Origin of the sequence: Bacillus sp. RZ2MS9 (assembly GCF_001816185.2) — a bacterium.
Taxonomy (GTDB): domain Bacteria; phylum Bacillota; class Bacilli; order Bacillales; family Bacillaceae_G; genus Bacillus_A; species Bacillus_A cereus.
On sequence record NZ_CP049978.1, the window covers coordinates 3,234,381 to 3,250,169 of the forward strand.

Here is a 15,789-nt window from a genome sequence, read left to right on the forward strand (position 1 = left end):
TCCCCTGCATGAATACAGAGGATCTATCTTCTTATTGAATATTTGACAGTATACGTTCAGCACCTAATTTTAACATTTTAATAAAGATATAATTTACAATCGTAAACATTACAAATAAAACGATAAACATAACCCACAGTCCGACATGAAGGAAGAAGTATAATACACTTACTCCCCCCACAATAATTAAAGCTATTAAAATATTAGCTAAAAAATTCCACAAAGTTGTATATCGACTTTTAAATAATTTCTGCTCTGTATCCCAATGAATATCTGCAGTTTGCGCGTCCCAGCGTGTTCCGATTAAATTAATTAATAACAACCCGTTCGCACTTAGTAAAAACCACAGTATCATAAAGACTGGAGAAATCCCAGCTACAACTGCCATCGTAATACCGAATACTGCTAAAATGATCACATTAATTAACCAAGCAGTGATTGCTTTCGCAAAAAAGATATCCGAAGCCTTTACTGGTAAATAACGATTCACAAACCAAGAGCTTCCATCTCGCGAAAATGACGTTGTTGCAATGACGTTACTACCCATTAAAAATAACGATGCACAAAGGCCAACACCAATTGCAAATCCCGTTGTCTCTGGATTGTTAATATACTCTGTAATAAACTTTAAATTTCCATCTTGCACAAATAAAATAAAGAACAACATAATTGGCATAACGAAAGTTTGTACAATGCAATTTAAGAAAAATTGTGGTGTACGGAATAACGTTTTAAATTCTTTTTTCACATACGCTTTTAAATGCGAACTTTGTACTGTTGATTTCTGTAAACCTTCCGCCGAAATAACTTGTTTCTTTGCTGTACTCGTTGAAAGTCCAATAACCCCTTTTAAATATGTACGCTCTGCTATGTAATAAAACAACACAAAGAAGACAAATGAAATAACTGCAAAGATTATTACATATAAAGGTCCCTTCCAATTTGCATTTTCTACTAATGCCACTGCTCCGAAATATGTAGTTGGAAAATAGTTTGTCATTTGTACTAAAAGAGAAGATTGGTTGTTTGCAAGGTAATCCGCAATTGCATCTTCAGAAAACGAACTTTTATTTTTCCACTGCAAAAATACGTTAATTCCTACAATAAATAGTATACTTACGATTCCAATAAATATATTTCCTCGGTCTTTATTTTTCGCTATATTTGTATACCTCATAATAACTGTCATCAGTAACGAAGCTAGTACTAACGGCACAATTGGGAAGAGTAAGTAAATAAAAATCATATATATGTAATATGTAATAAATGCGCCACTTTTTAATCCGTACGTAATAAAGATTGGTAATAAAATGAATGAACTCATTACGTATTGTGTTATTAATACTGTTAAAAATTTTGCCGAAATAATCTGGGCTGGTTTTAATGGTAATGGTAGTAACATTTCAATATCATTGCTGTAGTAAAATACAGTTAAAATGTTCGTAATACTCATTAAAAATACCCATATACTCGCAATCGCAAGTCCCATTGCGATAATCATTCCTGGATCTTGCCCTAAATGTATCATTCCCTCATACATTGCATGCGTGATAGAACCAAATAGTAAAAAGCCGACAAATAAAATAGCTGCAAATGAAAATACATACGCCCATCGCTTCTTCTTATCTGTTATAAAATCTGCATAATTTAATTTCAATAATACTTTCGTTAACGTCCAAATTTTACTCATTGCCCGTCATCTCCAAGAACATTTTTTCAAGTGATTCATTGGATTTAAAATGATCTCTCATTTCATCTAAATTCCCTTTAAACTGAAGGTTTCCCTTATTAATAATCGCGACGCGGTCACATAATTTTTCTGCCACTTCTAATACGTGTGTAGAGAAGAATACAATCTTTCCTTTATCCGCATGTTCTCTCATCATTTCTTTTAAAATATATGCAGATTTCGGATCAAGCCCAGTTAATGGTTCATCTAAAATCCATACATCTGGCTCATGTACGAGCACACCAATAATAACGATTTTTTGTCTCATACCGTGCGAATAACTTTGAATTTGATCAGATAAAGCATTATAAAGATCAAACTTCTTCGCTAAAGACTCTATTCGTTCTTGTCGTACTTCTTTCGGCACTTCATACATATCGGCCATAAAGTTTAAATATTCAATTCCTTTTAATCGTAAAAACATATCTGGACTATCTGGTACATAACCAAACGTCTTCTTCGCTTCCATCGGCTCTTCCATAATATTTTTTCCGTTAATCGTAATAGTCCCTTTGTCCACCCCGTGAATGCCAGTAATCATCTTAATTGTCGTTGATTTACCCGCACCATTCGGTCCTAAAAATCCAAAGATTTCGCCGCTAGGTACAGATAAACTTAAGTCTTTTACTGCATAGGTAGACCCATTATAACTTTTTGACACATTCGTAATTTCAATCATTCCATCCAATCCTTTCCTTAATTACCAAATAACTATATTGATATTATAGCATAGTTCTATTTTAAGATTTTTACATTTTTCAGTATATTTAACCTTTAAAATAAATATACACCCCTAATCCAACAACTAAAACGACAGCTAGTATAATATAAATCATTGTTAAGCGTTTAATATTCCCCTTTGTCGCTTTGCTATAATTTGCATCACCATTCCGTCCAATTAACACCGTCGCAATGACAGTAATTACTACAAGTAATACAACGATCATGATCCAAGTTAGCATTTCTTCCTCCCCCTCCTTACAACCATTTTACAATATTATCCTCTTTATTTCGCAGCATATTTCCTCTTTTTACTATTATTATGAAGCAAACTGGAAAACTATTATTACCATTCCTACCCAATTGTGATATATTTATAACATAACGTGACTTATTTCTAACAACATAAGGAGGAACTATCATGAAAACAACTTGGATAAAATATTTAGGATTTCTCGGTTTCTTCGGTTTCCTCGGATTTTTTTATGAAAAAGGATTGTTTACTATGTTCTGTTTCTTCTCCTTTTTCACATCGTATAGAACAGTTCAACACGATGAACTGTTTGAACAAATTGTCAATAAATCGTGTCGCAATGCATTTATCGTTACGTTACTAACTACCACAATCATTATGTTTATTGAAATGTTATTTCCAAACCCTACGCTACAAGAGATTGATATCGCTCTTATTTTCGGCACACTCATTCTTACATTCGGCTTTTCTATGTTCTTTTTCGATAAACCAATTGATGAAATGGAAGATGCACCATGGCGTTCGTAACGAGAATAAAAGAATACCGCGCCAAATTGAACATGACACAAGAAGATTTAGCGAAGAGCGTTGGTGTGCGACGTGAAACAATTAGTCATCTCGAAAAAGGTAAATACAATCCTTCCTTACAACTTGCTCACGATATAGCGAAGGCATTACATAGTACGATTGATGAGATTTTTATTTTTGAGGATTGATTAAAGGCATCCAGTCACAAGAATCACATAAAAAAATACCGTCATTCTTCTTGGAAAGAATGACGGTATTTCTCATTGATTATCCATATAAAACCGCATGAAATACGCCTAATAGTAAGTATTGATCTTGCATGTAATCTTCATCATATACATTCATCTCAATGTAATACATATCTTCCTCAAGACGAATATTCCAATCTGCAATTACATAGCCCTTTCGTAATAACTTTCCCATTCCAAATGAAGTTTTATGAACAACATATTCTTCTGCCTTATATGTAAAGGTAAATAAGAAATTTGCATCCAATAACTTTCCGTCACATACAAGTATTTCATGCTCTGCATCATGATTATCTTTGTACGTTACTAAAATCTTTCTTTGGCGCTGCCTACTTACATCCTTTGCAATGACGCGAATATTGTCCTTACTATCCTTTATTTCATAAATAATATTACTACCAATTTTCGGAATAAAATCCAGCACTCTCATCAGCGTATTTTTATAATAGCCCCTTACTACACCTACTTGCTCACTTCCATTATAAACCTCTATCGGTGTCGTATCTGCTTTGCTATCACACAGTCGTTTGTAAGAGAGCTGCATCATTCGCTCTCCTCTTAAGTACTGATCAAACGTCACAGGATATTCTATCATGCGCAGTTCTTTATTTAGCTCATACAAATAGCTTTGAACACTCTCTATTAATGTTGTAGTAGCTATACGCTCTTGAAGTTCAAATTCTTGCCAACTGGAAAAAACATTCCATTGATTATGATCCTCTTCATAGAAGAAACCAAGAATTACCTCTTCACGGTCAGCCGTTTCATATTTCATAGGCACGTTCTGCCCATGTTGAACTTGCTCCATCCACTGACCTAAATAAATGCCCAGCTCTGCAACCTTCATACATGATTTTTGAAAAAATACGCTGTCACTCGCGCAAATCGTTACATCTCCTTCGATAAAACCCTTTGAATAAGCATCATACCGTGGCTCATCCTTCTGCGGGAGATTCTTATCTAACTCAAATAAAAACGTTAACATCCTTTATTCACCTCTAGTTGTTACACTAATCATACATGACATCGCATCACGCTAGGAAACTATTTATATACGCATATTTAATTCACGCATTATAACACGTGAATGACCTTGTATAGTAGCGCTATTTTTTGTTCTATATCTTAATATACGAACTTATAAGAGCGATTTTTCAAATATATCTATCACAACTTACAATATATCAACGATTTTTCAAATATATCGATTTTTCGACAAATATCAGCACAATTAAAATGAAGCTACCTTTTCTTCAGCCACTTCTACAATTTCTAAAATTTGTAGCAGACTCTCCACTTCATAAGTCGGATTAACACTCGTCTTATTCTCTTTCAAACTCGGATTATACCAACACGTATCAATGCCGAAGTCTTCTCCGCCTTTCATATCAGAAGTTAGCGAATCTCCGACCATTAGTACACTTGATTTATCCGTAATTCCAAATTTCTCAAATGCATAATCAAAAATCTCACGCGCTGGTTTTTGATGACCAACTTCTTCAGAAATAATAATGTGATCAAAGAAATTACATAAAGGCGAATTTCCGATTCTTGATTGTTGCACCTTCGTATATCCATTCGTAATAATACCTAACTTGCAATCTTGAAGATTTTCACATAATTGTACTGCGCCTTCTATAAGATGTACTTCCTTCCCTAAATTTTCAAGGTATACATCACTAAATTGCTGCGCATCTACGGCTATATTATGAAGTGCAAATAATTGTCTAAATCGCTCTACGGCTAATTCACTTAGCGTAATCATTTTATTTTCTAAATCTCTCCATAATCCATTACTAATCTCTTTATAACTTGCAAGATAATCATTATACCCTGTAGGCATACCAAACTGTACAAACGCATTATGTAATGCGTGTCTTTCTGTTTCAGGGAAATCTAATAATGTATCGTCTACGTCGAATAATATAAATTTGTATTTCATGATGTTCTCCTCAATTCCTATTTTAAAAGCTTCGTTCTCATTGCTTATAAGTTTTTATATATGTCGTGATGAAGCGCTTTAACCCGCTCTTTATAGAATACACCTTTATCTTTTATTTTCAAATGTGCTATAAATAAGTTTGCTAGCATGACTGCTGTATCTAGTCTATAAAATAAACTAACAATATGAGGAGTAACATTAAAGATACTATCATTCTTATATCCATCTTTAAATTCATCCCAACTAACCTCATTTGTTTCAGCTATTCTCATAAGCTCCAGCAATGGATGACCAATTAAAGCATTATCCCAATCAACTATTGCTTTAACTTCTCCATTATACCCGATTAAATTGGCTGGTCGAATGTCCATATGTAATAAACATTTTATATGATCTGCTGTACTAAGAATATATTCAATTGTTTTTGTATCCGGAAGATTAATTTTGCAGTTCGTGATTGTATTAAACCCTTCTATCCGTTTCACAATTCGTTCTGCTATATACTTACTAATGGGCTCTCTAATATTTTGTTTGTAATACAAACCATCAATTGGCATACTATGAAGATTGCTCACTAACTCCCCTATTTTGCATGCGGAAATTGGCATATGATCAGCATACACACAATCCGAAATTAAAAAATCAAGTTCGGTTGAAAGATGCAATCCGTGTATCCTTGGTACTGGAATACCTTTTGAATGACAATACTTAGACAGCTCCGCTTCCTTTTGCAACGAAATCCGACTGTTAAATAAGTCTTCATTTATATTTTCCACTTCTCTTTCCCACGGTACTCGAAATGCCAAAGACCCCTTTTCTGAATCTCCTTGAAAAACAATATTTTGTACTCCCGTTCCAATCACCTTTAAATCTTGAATAGCTAGTTCCTTATACTCTTGACTTAGTATTGTTGCCAGCTTCTCTCTTAACCCCTCTGCTTTTACACGTGTATGAATCATTTTATCCCCCGATTCTTAAGTTCTTTTCATCCATTTTCTCCTCTGTGCACAACATCCTCATTAACAAAATTATAGCAACAATAGTAAAAGGAGGCTAATCCACTCAGCCTCCTTCTCATTATTAATCTTCTAGCAATAACTCTTTCATTTCCTCTAACGACTCTTTCGTAAAGCCAAGAGCTTTTTCAGCGTATGCTTCAACTGATCCGTATTGCTTTTGAATTTCACCAATCGCAGCTTGCAAGTATTCAGCACGTGCTTCAAACATTGCACCTAATATCGCTCTGCTCTCATCGTTTTGTAATTTCGCACCTAAAAAGGCCATCATTTTTTCATTTAGCTTTTCACGGAATCCGTTACTTAGTAAGTAGTCTTCCATTACTGTTTTTTCTGGTACACCTAGTAAAAGTAGTAATAATGCTGAACCAAATCCAGTACGATCTTTTCCAGCTGTACAGTGGTTTACTAACGGTAAGTTTTCCGGGTTTTGCGCTAAGTTTAAGAAGCTCACGAATGCCTCGTTGCCACTTACGAAATCTTGATTCATTTTCACAAGATACTCACCTGGTTTTCCTAACATAGAAAGGTCACCAACTTGGAAAAACTCATTTATATTTAAGTCTTTCGCTAAGTCTTGCATAACTGGTAAGCACACTTGACGAACACCTGTAATTTCTGGATTCGGCTTATGCTTCACTTCAAAGTCTGTACGGTAATCACAAATTAACTTTAAGCCAGACTTTTGTAAATACGCAATATCCCATTCTGTTAGTCCTGCTAATTCTTCAGAACGGTATAATTTGCCCCATTTCACTTTACGGCCTTCTGTCGTTTCATATCCTCCCATATCACGGAAGTTAAACGCGCCTTGTAATGGCAGTCTACGCTCAGCTACTGTTACTGCTTGTCCATTACTTCCTACTAATCTAAAATATGGACGTTCATTTTCACTCGGGTTTTCAATTGTATATGATAATTCTCCATTTACCGTTGCAAGTAATTCTCCAGTTTCTTCAATATGTTCTGGTGAAGTACTCCAATAAATACGAACTTCTTCTATATTATTTTCCCATTTTATTTGTAACGTATTATCTTCATTTCTCTCTACAGTTGCTTGTAGCCAATTTCTTTGCTGCTCCATTCTTTCACCAACGCTTTCTCTTATAGTCAAATCTTACTCTATTTTATTATAGGAATAACTACTTTGTCGTTCTCATTTTTCTTTTTATCTTACAAACAGGCGAAAAGTTCTTTTACTTGTTCAAAATTTGTACATGGATTACCACGAAATACGTATGCGATTTGTTCATTACCTAAATCTTCGTATACAACTGTTCCGCGATTAGGGTGCGGATAAAACTCTAACCCGTTTATAATTTGTTTTGGGCCATAGTTCATTGTCCATGAAGAAATAGGATAATACGCTTTGTTTTTATGTCTACAAACCCAAAGTGCATATAGTTTATTAACTTCGTCCCAGTATACATACTGCGTTTCATCATTTCCGAAACCGACCGATTCAAGTTTCCAATTTAGTTTTTCATGAATTAACAAATTTACATAGGATACGTCATCTGGAGCATTCCACTCTCTACATCTTCCTATCTCACCCATTTCACTTCTCTTCGCTTGAAAGCTTAATAAGTGAAATGATGTATGTAATATCGTTTTCCCAAGCTCCATATTTACTGGTTGTAATTCAAATAGAAATCGTTCCATTTCGTCTTGGTTTACATATCCATGATCAACAGAAATTTCAACTTGTGTTTTCCATATAGATGTAACGTAACTTTCTTTTCCTTTATAATTTATACCTTTCCAATACACAAGCCCTTTATAATGAAAACAATCTCCTTTTGCTTGAGAAATACAGCTATCCGGAAATACTGGTTCCATTATATCGAGAAAAAATTCCTTTACTCGAAACATCCCAGTTGGAGTAACAACCTGAAACCAAAAACTTCCCCACTTTTCACCTTCATAACGTTCTGAAACTTTTTCAACATTCCAGCCTTCTAACAATACATTTGGATACAATAACACGAATGAATGCATGGATTGCTTTAACATATATAGTCTCCTCCCGCTATACGAGTTCGAGAGTATACATCATTCATCCTCCTAAAACTTTCTCACATATCTCTCAGTTGAACTAAACAGCTGACATCCATTCTTTTCAAAAACATCCTTCATCCATTCATTTTGTATATTTGTCTCACCAATATAATAAGATGCACCTATTTCCTTTAAGACAAACATCGCACCTGCAAATAATGCCGCTTCATATCCCTTATTACGCATATTTGGAGTAACTGCGAAGTACATAAGTTTCCCTTCTTCTAACGTACCTCTTTCAATATGCGGGATTACAATTCCTATCGGCTCTTCATCAACACTCGCTGTTAAGCAATGTTCTTTCCATTGCTCACCAATTTCTTGTAGCATCATATGCACAAATTGATCATGAGCGACTGGTTCTCCCGTCGCTTCATTCCACAGTGAATAAAAAGCCTCTTCTCCAACTTCTTCAATAAGCTTAAAATCAATTTCACTTTCTGCATCTTCTACTTCATATATATCTTTAAATACAATCATGTTTTCCGTAACATATTCAAATGAATACGTTTCAAAACATTTTTTATACACATCATAATTTGGACTTTTTGAAGAGATTTCAAAATGTAGTTTTTCTAATCCATCTTTTTTAGCTTCAGCAACGCAATATTGCATCATTTCCTCTAATTGCTCTTCTGTAAAAATCTCTGCATTATTTTCTTTTATCATAATAGAAGAAGCACTTCTTCTTATTTTAAAATGTTTTTCTAACTGTTCTATCGTCGTCATATTCTTCCCTCATCTATATCATACTCGAATTTCTAATCGTTCTCCTTGCATGAGCAGGATTGTCCTTGAATATATAGAATACTAGAAAAGATCGCATCTTTAAAGTGCGGAGGAGGTTCTCCAGTGGATATTACAGCATTGCAACAACAGTTAGAGCTTATACAACAAAATGACTATACGCAACTACAGCATATAGACGTAAATGAGTTAACTTTGAACATGCTTCAGTATATCGGAACGACTGATAGCTACGTTCGTTACCAACTTATATATAAATGTTTTGCGCATTTCATTCATCATGAATTCCTTATGGACGATCAGCTGAAATTACTTCTGCAAACTTGTTTAAGTGATGAGTATTTATATTGTGACATTTACTCCCCACATACAGATGGGGTTTTCACACGTTCTTACACTGTTTCGTTAATTGCGTTAATACTCCAATTCGCTAATTCGCACTACTTTTGTACAGAGGAGGATATCGAAGAAATAAAAAATAAACTCATTACATACACAAACTTAGAAACGGATTTTCGGGGCTATATCGAAAATAAAGGATGGGCTCATTGTCTTGCTCACGTATCTGATGCCTTTACTGAAATTGTTCATAATACGTATACAACTTTTGAATGGTACGAAGAATTAATTCATTGTTTATTAAATAAAATCTTTATTCCATCTGACCTTTTTCATAATAACGAAGATGAACGCATTGTTACTCCATTACTAGCAATGCTGTATCATGATTTTCCTCAAAACGAGTTAATTTCTATTATTCATAAAAAAATAAAAAGGCTTCCTCAAATTAGAAAACGCCTTTCGCTTAATGAGTATTGTATTTTATGTGCCAATATTAAAACCTTTTTACGCACATTATTTTTCAGAACGAAAGACGACCATAACTTAGCCTTTACAGCACGTAAAACAGAAAGAATGTTAAAAGAAATTCCTAGCTATTATTAAATACAAGGAGCAATGACATGGGTTATATTGAAGATATGAGAAATCTAGTAGGAAATCATCCACTTATTCTAATAGGATCACACGCCATTATATTAAATGAAAAAGATGAAATATTGCTGCAGCTCCGTACAGATTTTAACCGTTGGAGCATTATTGGTGGTGCCCTAGAATATAACGAAACGTTAGAAGATGCTTTAAAACGAGAAGTGTTTGAAGAAACTGGACTTATTATTAAAAATCCAGAACTATTCCGTACATACTCAGGGCCAGATTTCTTTCAAATCTATCCAAACGGCGATCAAGTACACGGTGTACTCGTTGTTTATATTTGCCGAGAATTTCATGGTGAACTTGTATGCGATCAAAGTGAATCAAAAGAACTACGCTTCTTTTCACTTGATGAATTACCTAATAATCTTCCCTCTGTTATTGAGAGGATTATTACAGATTATCAAAAAAAATAAGGGAACGCTTAACGTTCCCTCTCAAATCCAATCCGTTTTTTAATTTCCGCTAAATTTACCTTTGCAATAGCGCGTGCCTTCTCAGCACCGTTTTCCAACGCTTCATATAATAAATTCGTTTCATTCATATACATAGTGTATTTCTCACGAGGTCCAGCTAACTCTCGATCTACTACGCGAAACAACTCTTTTTTCACATCGCCCCATCCGATTCCAGTCTCATATTTTTCACGTAATGACTGTATTTCGTCTTCTGTCGCAAATTCTTTATAAATTGTAAATAAGGTTTCTAGTTCTTTCGGTTCATTTGGAAGTGAAGAATCTGTTTTGATTTTAAATATTAACTTTCGTAGTTTTTCTTGCTCTGCAAATAATGGGATCACATTTCCGTAACTTTTACTCATCTTCCTTCCGTCAAGACCAGGTAAAATAGCTCCTTCTTCTTGTATGACATACTCCGGAAGTGTAAATGTCGTGCCAAATGTATGATTAAAATACGTCGCAATATCACGCGCAATTTCAATATGCTGAATTTGGTCTTTTCCAACTGGTACATGGGTAGCTTGAAATAATAATATGTCAGCTGCCATTAAAATCGGATACGTATATAACCCCATATTCACTCCTGCATCGACCTCTAACCCCGCTTCTTTATTTTGCTCCACCTTCGCTTTATACGCATGAGCACGGTTCATAAGACCTTTCGGAGTTAGGCAAGCTAAAATCCAAGCTAATTCTAGAATTTCTGGTACTTCTGTTTGCCGATAAAAAACAACATCTTCCCCAAGTCCAAGCGATAACCAAGTAGCTGCTACCTCTTTCGTATAACTGCTGAACTTTTCTGAATCATGCACAGCATTTAATGCATGATAATCAGCTATAAAGTACAATGCTTTTCCTTCATTATTCTTTGACATTTGTAATGCAGGTTTAATCGCACCAATATAATTCCCTAAATGCGGATAACCTGTCGGCTTAATTCCTGTTAACATTATTTTTTCACTCACACTAACTCCTCCTTTCGCAAAATAAAAAGAGCCCCTCATCCTTAAAAAGGACGAGAGACTCCCGCGGTACCACCTTAATTAGCTATCATTAGCTCACTTCATACTTCAATAACGTGAAGTAACCGTCTTTACCTACTCATTTCAGTTAGAAGCTCCAGAGTCCATTCCATATTCATCCCTTACTGATTCTCACCACATATCAGCTCTCTGAAAAGTTTCGAATATGTACTCTTCTCTTTCATTGCTTTTTCGTTATTTTTTACAGTTTATCACATTTCACTTCCAAACAAACCCGAATTTTCTATTTTATATAGCAGGAATTTCCACTTCAATTGTCTAATATTATATAGGTTTGCAGAAATATTCGAAACAACTTTGGAGGTTTTTTCATGGTAAAATATATATCCATTTTAGGTTCCACAGGATCCATCGGCACATCTGCATTAGATGTCGTTTCAGCTCATCCCGAACATTTCAAAATCGTCGGTTTAACCGCAAATTATAATATCGATCTTCTTGAGCAACAAATCAAAACGTTTCAACCTCGTATTGTAAGCGTTGCAACAAAAGACTTAGCAGACACGCTTCGTACGCGTATTTCAGTGAATACAAAAATCACATACGGAACTGATGGCTTAATTGCGGTAGCTACTCACCCTGATTCAAATCTTGTATTAAGTTCTGTTGTCGGAGTTTCCGGACTACTTCCAACGATTGAAGCATTAAAGGCGAAGAAAGATATTGCCATCGCTAATAAAGAAACGTTAGTTGCAGCTGGACATATCGTAACTGAACTAGCGAAACAAAACGGATGTCGCTTAATTCCAGTAGATAGCGAACATTCAGCTATTTTCCAATGTTTAAACGGAGAAAATAATAAAGAAATTGAGAAATTAATCGTTACAGCTTCTGGCGGTGCATTCCGTGATAAAACACGTGATGAAATGCAAACATTACAAGCAAAAGATGCTTTAAAGCACCCAAACTGGTTAATGGGCGCAAAACTAACGATTGATTCTGCCACATTAATGAATAAAGGGTTCGAAGTAATGGAAGCGAGATGGCTATTTGATATTCCATATGAAAAAATTGATGTAATGATTCATAAAGAAAGTATCATTCATTCTTTAGTAGAATTTATTGATGGATCAGTTATGGCACAGCTCGGTGCTCCTGATATGAGAATGCCGATTCAATATGCGTTTCACTATCCTACTCGGCTACCTTCTTCCTATGAAAAACTAAATTTATTAGAAATCGGTAGTTTACATTTTGAAAAACCAAATTTAGAGAAGTTCCCTTGTCTACAATACGCATATGAATGTGGCAAAATCGGTGGTACTACTCCCGCTGTATTAAATGCAGCAAATGAAATTGCGAATGCACTATTCTTAAAAAATGAAATTGCCTTTTTCGATATCGAAAAAACAATTTACAAAACAGTTGAAGCTCATCATAACGTAAAAGATCCTTCACTAGATGCTATATTAGAGGCGGATCAATGGGCACGCCAATATGCAAATGAATTGTTAATAAAAAAGCGCTAAAACAGTTCCCACTGTTTTAGCGCTTTTTTTCACGTATTCAACTTAACAAATCTATAACCGTGCGTAACTAACACTTTTAATATCGCATATCCTGGAATGGCTAAAATAATGCCCATAATCCCGAATAAGTTTCCGGCAGTTAAAATGATAAAGATGATAGTAATCGGATGAATGTCTAACTTTTTCCCCATAACTTGCGGAGAAATAAATTTACCTTCTGCTAATTGTACAACCATCATAACGATAATTACTTTTAACACCATTGCTGGCGAGTCGATAAATGCGATAATTAACGCTGGTGTAATGGCGATAATTGGTCCTACGTACGGAACGATATTTACAATCATCGCTAAAATTGCAAGTAGTACCGCATATTTTATACCAATAATAAGATAACCAATTAATAGCATAATACCGATAAATAAGCTGACGATAATTTGACCTCTAATATACGAGCTAATCGCATAATGCATATCATCTAGTATTCTCATTGCTGCTGGTTGTCTTTGCTCTGAAATGAACTTTAAGAAGTGATTCGGCAATTGTTCGCCATCTTTTAAAAGATAGAACAATATAAATGGAACCATTACAAATGTTAAAACAACCTCTGTAATAGTACTCAAAAATCCAGTTACATTCCCAGTTACTGATGATAATGACTTTGTAAAATCAACTGTATAGTCTTTTACCATATTCGCAACATTAATATTTAAATTCTCCTGAATTTTACCGAGTAAATTACTTTCCCCGAATCTACGTGCTGCTTGTTCAATCTCATGGCCAAAATACGGTAAGTTATCAATTAATGCATCAATTTGATCTTTAATAATAGGGATAACCGTTACAACTAAAAATACAAATAATCCTAGTACGATTAAATATATAGAAGCTATCGATACGATTCTTGAAACACCTTTCTTTTCTAAAAGCGAAACGAATGGATGTAAAATATAGAATAGTACGCCTGCTAATAGTACTGGGAAGAAAATTGTTTTTAAAAATACGATAAACGGTGTAAAAACAAATGATATTTTTGTTAGCAATAAAATATTAATGAACAATAACGCAAATCCAAGTAATACCGCCAAATAATTTTGTTCTCTAAAAAACTTTCTTAACTTATCTCTTTTTCTTATATTTATTTTCTCCAATGAAACCACCTCTTCGAATGATGAAAAGCCCTTATTCAGGGCTCTTCATCATAATCTATATATCTATTTCTTTGCAGCTTTCACTACAAATGATACAATAAAAATTAACACGATTGCACCTAATAATGCTGGCACTACATGAATCCCACCAAATGTTGGCCCAAAGGATCCAAATAATCTACCACCTAACGAAGCACCTAATAAACCTGCGATAATATTTCCGAACATACCACCTGGGAAATTTTTACCTGTTATAGAACTAGCAATTGCACCTATAATAGCACCAACTATTAATGTGATAATCCATCCCATTTTTAGTCCTCCATTTCTATTATAGTTTGTATGATTTAATACAAACATATGTATTTATCATTGCTAATCATATTTCACTATAGAAATATATTTACTACTATTTTACATATGGAGATACATATATTATATGCAAAAAAGAAAAATATTGTCAAACTCACCCATAAAGCAATTATATTCATATACCATATTTAAAGGAGGCTTCATTATCTATGATTCTTAAGTTAAATTCCAGTTCTTTTGAAGTAGCAACATCCATTTTACAGGTTCAAATTCCAGCTTATAAAGTTGAAGCAGACTACTTAAATAGCACTGCCATACCTCGTTTATATGATACTGTAAACGATATTCAAAGTTGTGTTGAAACATTCTATGGATATTTTTCTGAAAATAAACTTGTCGGTTTTATTTCTTTTGTACAAGAAGAAAAACTAATCGATATCCACAGGTTAGTTGTATCCCCCGATTTTTTTCAAAAAGGAATCGCAACAAAACTCCTAATTTATATATTTAACATGTTTCCCTCTTCAATGACATACATTGTACAAACAGGTAAAGCGAATACCCCTGCTATTACTTTATATAAAAAACACGGATTCATCACAGTATCCGATACAATACTTCCTGACGGTATGATTCTTACGCAATTAAAAAAGACAGAATACACAAAATAATTTGACTTGTTCGCTCCTTTATGTTATTTTTTACTTTATAAAACCTTTTGCTGAGTCCAAATTTTGGAGCGGGGGAACCATTTTTGTAGCTATGCTACTTGGGGCGAATCTTTTTTAAGTAGGGAAACTCTCACTTCCCGAGTCCGACAGCTAACCTCGTAAGCGTAATGGGAGAGGAAGGTGCTTTTTGCCTATGTTACACATTTTGCCTCCTTAATTATAAATATGGGATCGATATCAAATAGTCACCTATATTTATAGAAAAGGAGAATGTATTATGTTACGTTTATCTGATCACGCAATTAAAATGATGGAGCAAAGACTTCGAATTGAAAAACAACGCACATATCAAGCAAATAAGGTTGTAGATAACTTACATCACAAATACTTCTTTCAGCATATTTTTCAACCGAAAAGATAAAGAAAATGTTTATTTAATATTAAAAAACAC

General features: G+C 34.3%; 19 protein-coding genes, 1 riboswitch and 1 other annotated feature. Of the genes, 7 read left to right on the forward strand and 12 right to left on the reverse strand.

Annotation, left to right across the window (positions count from 1 at the left end):
- Window positions 1–31: 31 nt before the first annotated feature.
- The 3 genes from BHV55_RS16505 to BHV55_RS16515 form a co-directional block, all read right to left on the reverse strand.
- The gene (locus BHV55_RS16505) at window positions 32–1,690 is read right to left on the reverse strand and encodes a putative ABC transporter permease subunit (protein ID WP_000036884.1); all 1,659 of its coding nucleotides are present in this window, start codon (window positions 1,688–1,690) and stop codon (window positions 32–34) included.
- A complete protein-coding gene (locus BHV55_RS16510; RefSeq protein WP_000570206.1) occupies window positions 1,683–2,408 on the reverse strand; it encodes an ABC transporter ATP-binding protein in 726 nt (241 codons plus the stop codon). Before BHV55_RS16510 ends, BHV55_RS16505 begins: the two co-directional genes overlap by 8 nt.
- Before the next feature lie 88 nt (window positions 2,409–2,496).
- Window positions 2,497–2,691, reverse strand: coding sequence for a hypothetical protein (locus BHV55_RS16515; RefSeq protein ID WP_000958863.1), 195 nt, complete (start codon window positions 2,689–2,691; stop codon window positions 2,497–2,499).
- Window positions 2,692–2,870: 179 nt separating this feature from the next.
- Here BHV55_RS16515 and BHV55_RS16520 point away from each other — a divergent pair, with 179 nt between their 5' ends.
- Both BHV55_RS16520 and BHV55_RS16525 read left to right on the forward strand, forming a co-directional pair.
- Window positions 2,871–3,230: a DUF3796 domain-containing protein gene (locus BHV55_RS16520; protein ID WP_000859225.1), complete on the forward strand. Its 360-nt coding sequence runs from the start codon at window positions 2,871–2,873 to the stop codon at window positions 3,228–3,230.
- Complete coding sequence (locus tag BHV55_RS16525; RefSeq protein ID WP_000896323.1) at window positions 3,218–3,418, forward strand: helix-turn-helix transcriptional regulator; 201 nt, start codon at window positions 3,218–3,220, stop codon at window positions 3,416–3,418. Before BHV55_RS16520 ends, BHV55_RS16525 begins: the two co-directional genes overlap by 13 nt.
- 79 nt (window positions 3,419–3,497) lie before the next feature.
- On the opposite strand, the gene BHV55_RS16530 is transcribed toward BHV55_RS16525, so the two are convergent.
- The 6 genes from BHV55_RS16530 to BHV55_RS16555 form a co-directional block, all read right to left on the reverse strand.
- The gene (locus tag BHV55_RS16530; protein WP_070756790.1) at window positions 3,498–4,463 is read right to left on the reverse strand and encodes a tubby C-terminal domain-like protein; all 966 of its coding nucleotides are present in this window, start codon (window positions 4,461–4,463) and stop codon (window positions 3,498–3,500) included.
- A 246-nt stretch (window positions 4,464–4,709) separates the two neighbouring features.
- Entirely contained in the window at window positions 4,710–5,420 is a 711-nt protein-coding gene (locus BHV55_RS16535) for a YjjG family noncanonical pyrimidine nucleotidase (RefSeq protein WP_065703623.1), read from the reverse strand.
- Between the two features lie 44 nt (window positions 5,421–5,464).
- The gene (locus BHV55_RS16540) at window positions 5,465–6,379 is read right to left on the reverse strand and encodes a phosphotransferase family protein (RefSeq protein WP_070756792.1); all 915 of its coding nucleotides are present in this window, start codon (window positions 6,377–6,379) and stop codon (window positions 5,465–5,467) included.
- A 121-nt stretch (window positions 6,380–6,500) separates the two neighbouring features.
- Entirely contained in the window at window positions 6,501–7,520 is a 1,020-nt protein-coding gene (locus BHV55_RS16545; RefSeq protein ID WP_070756793.1) for a tyrosine-protein phosphatase, read from the reverse strand.
- 89 nt (window positions 7,521–7,609) lie between these two features.
- Entirely contained in the window at window positions 7,610–8,449 is an 840-nt protein-coding gene (locus tag BHV55_RS16550; protein ID WP_002102212.1) for a hypothetical protein, read from the reverse strand.
- Window positions 8,450–8,500: 51 nt separating this feature from the next.
- Window positions 8,501–9,223: a GNAT family N-acetyltransferase gene (locus tag BHV55_RS16555; RefSeq protein WP_070756795.1), complete on the reverse strand. Its 723-nt coding sequence runs from the start codon at window positions 9,221–9,223 to the stop codon at window positions 8,501–8,503.
- Between the two features lie 123 nt (window positions 9,224–9,346).
- Between BHV55_RS16555 and BHV55_RS16560 the strand changes: the two genes are divergently transcribed.
- On the forward strand, window positions 9,347–10,186 hold the full coding sequence (locus tag BHV55_RS16560) for a DUF2785 domain-containing protein (RefSeq protein ID WP_000355453.1): 840 nt from the start codon (window positions 9,347–9,349) through the stop codon (window positions 10,184–10,186).
- Window positions 10,187–10,203: 17 nt separating this feature from the next.
- Window positions 10,204–10,650: an NUDIX hydrolase gene (locus BHV55_RS16565; RefSeq protein ID WP_000540453.1), complete on the forward strand. Its 447-nt coding sequence runs from the start codon at window positions 10,204–10,206 to the stop codon at window positions 10,648–10,650.
- A gap of 8 nt (window positions 10,651–10,658) precedes the next feature.
- Here the strand turns inward: BHV55_RS16565 and BHV55_RS16570 are convergent, their stop codons facing one another.
- Window positions 10,659–11,657, reverse strand: a complete 999-nt coding sequence (locus BHV55_RS16570) for a tryptophan--tRNA ligase (protein ID WP_070756797.1) — start codon at window positions 11,655–11,657, stop codon at window positions 10,659–10,661.
- 43 nt (window positions 11,658–11,700) lie between these two features.
- Window positions 11,701–11,908 (reverse strand) — a binding site (T-box leader).
- 138 nt (window positions 11,909–12,046) lie between these two features.
- Here BHV55_RS16570 and BHV55_RS16575 point away from each other — a divergent pair.
- Window positions 12,047–13,204 carry a 1-deoxy-D-xylulose-5-phosphate reductoisomerase gene (locus tag BHV55_RS16575; protein ID WP_070756799.1) on the forward strand — a complete coding sequence of 386 codons (1,158 nt, stop codon included), beginning with the start codon at window positions 12,047–12,049 and terminating at the stop codon, window positions 13,202–13,204.
- 29 nt (window positions 13,205–13,233) lie between these two features.
- Here the strand turns inward: BHV55_RS16575 and BHV55_RS16580 are convergent, their stop codons facing one another.
- Window positions 13,234–14,355 carry an AI-2E family transporter gene (locus BHV55_RS16580; RefSeq protein ID WP_000411480.1) on the reverse strand — a complete coding sequence of 374 codons (1,122 nt, stop codon included), beginning with the start codon at window positions 14,353–14,355 and terminating at the stop codon, window positions 13,234–13,236.
- Window positions 14,356–14,418: 63 nt separating this feature from the next.
- Window positions 14,419–14,667, reverse strand: a complete 249-nt coding sequence (locus BHV55_RS16585; RefSeq protein WP_000539736.1) for a GlsB/YeaQ/YmgE family stress response membrane protein — start codon at window positions 14,665–14,667, stop codon at window positions 14,419–14,421.
- A gap of 209 nt (window positions 14,668–14,876) precedes the next feature.
- Between BHV55_RS16585 and BHV55_RS16590 the strand changes: the two genes are divergently transcribed.
- The gene (locus BHV55_RS16590) at window positions 14,877–15,338 is read left to right on the forward strand and encodes a GNAT family N-acetyltransferase (protein WP_000601225.1); all 462 of its coding nucleotides are present in this window, start codon (window positions 14,877–14,879) and stop codon (window positions 15,336–15,338) included.
- A 38-nt stretch (window positions 15,339–15,376) separates the two neighbouring features.
- Window positions 15,377–15,519: riboswitch (cyclic di-AMP (ydaO/yuaA leader) on the forward strand.
- Window positions 15,520–15,615: 96 nt separating this feature from the next.
- A complete protein-coding gene (locus BHV55_RS16595; RefSeq protein ID WP_000945243.1) occupies window positions 15,616–15,759 on the forward strand; it encodes a hypothetical protein in 144 nt (47 codons plus the stop codon).
- The last annotated feature ends 30 nt before the right edge of the window (window positions 15,760–15,789 follow it).

Excerpts from the sequence above, each read along its gene's own strand:
- BHV55_RS16525 (WP_000896323.1), top strand. The coding sequence starts at position 3,218 with ATGGCGTTCGTAACGAGAATAAAAGAATACCGCGCCAAATTGAACATG.
- BHV55_RS16520 (WP_000859225.1), top strand. The coding sequence starts at position 2,871 with ATGAAAACAACTTGGATAAAATATTTAGGATTTCTCGGTTTCTTCGGT.
- BHV55_RS16590 (WP_000601225.1), top strand. The coding sequence starts at position 14,877 with ATGATTCTTAAGTTAAATTCCAGTTCTTTTGAAGTAGCAACATCCATT.
- BHV55_RS16595 (WP_000945243.1), top strand. The coding sequence starts at position 15,616 with ATGTTACGTTTATCTGATCACGCAATTAAAATGATGGAGCAAAGACTT.
- BHV55_RS16575 (WP_070756799.1), top strand. The coding sequence starts at position 12,047 with ATGGTAAAATATATATCCATTTTAGGTTCCACAGGATCCATCGGCACA.
- BHV55_RS16555 (WP_070756795.1), bottom strand. The coding sequence starts at position 9,223 with ATGACGACGATAGAACAGTTAGAAAAACATTTTAAAATAAGAAGAAGT.
- BHV55_RS16545 (WP_070756793.1), bottom strand. The coding sequence starts at position 7,520 with ATGGAGCAGCAAAGAAATTGGCTACAAGCAACTGTAGAGAGAAATGAA.
- BHV55_RS16535 (WP_065703623.1), bottom strand. The coding sequence starts at position 5,420 with ATGAAATACAAATTTATATTATTCGACGTAGACGATACATTATTAGAT.
- BHV55_RS16540 (WP_070756792.1), bottom strand. The coding sequence starts at position 6,379 with ATGATTCATACACGTGTAAAAGCAGAGGGGTTAAGAGAGAAGCTGGCA.
- BHV55_RS16505 (WP_000036884.1), bottom strand. The coding sequence starts at position 1,690 with ATGAGTAAAATTTGGACGTTAACGAAAGTATTATTGAAATTAAATTAT.
- BHV55_RS16530 (WP_070756790.1), bottom strand. The coding sequence starts at position 4,463 with ATGTTAACGTTTTTATTTGAGTTAGATAAGAATCTCCCGCAGAAGGAT.
- BHV55_RS16550 (WP_002102212.1), bottom strand. The coding sequence starts at position 8,449 with ATGTTAAAGCAATCCATGCATTCATTCGTGTTATTGTATCCAAATGTA.
- BHV55_RS16510 (WP_000570206.1), bottom strand. The coding sequence starts at position 2,408 with ATGATTGAAATTACGAATGTGTCAAAAAGTTATAATGGGTCTACCTAT.
- BHV55_RS16515 (WP_000958863.1), bottom strand. The coding sequence starts at position 2,691 with ATGCTAACTTGGATCATGATCGTTGTATTACTTGTAGTAATTACTGTC.
- BHV55_RS16565 (WP_000540453.1), top strand. The coding sequence starts at position 10,204 with ATGGGTTATATTGAAGATATGAGAAATCTAGTAGGAAATCATCCACTT.
- BHV55_RS16585 (WP_000539736.1), bottom strand. The coding sequence starts at position 14,667 with ATGGGATGGATTATCACATTAATAGTTGGTGCTATTATAGGTGCAATT.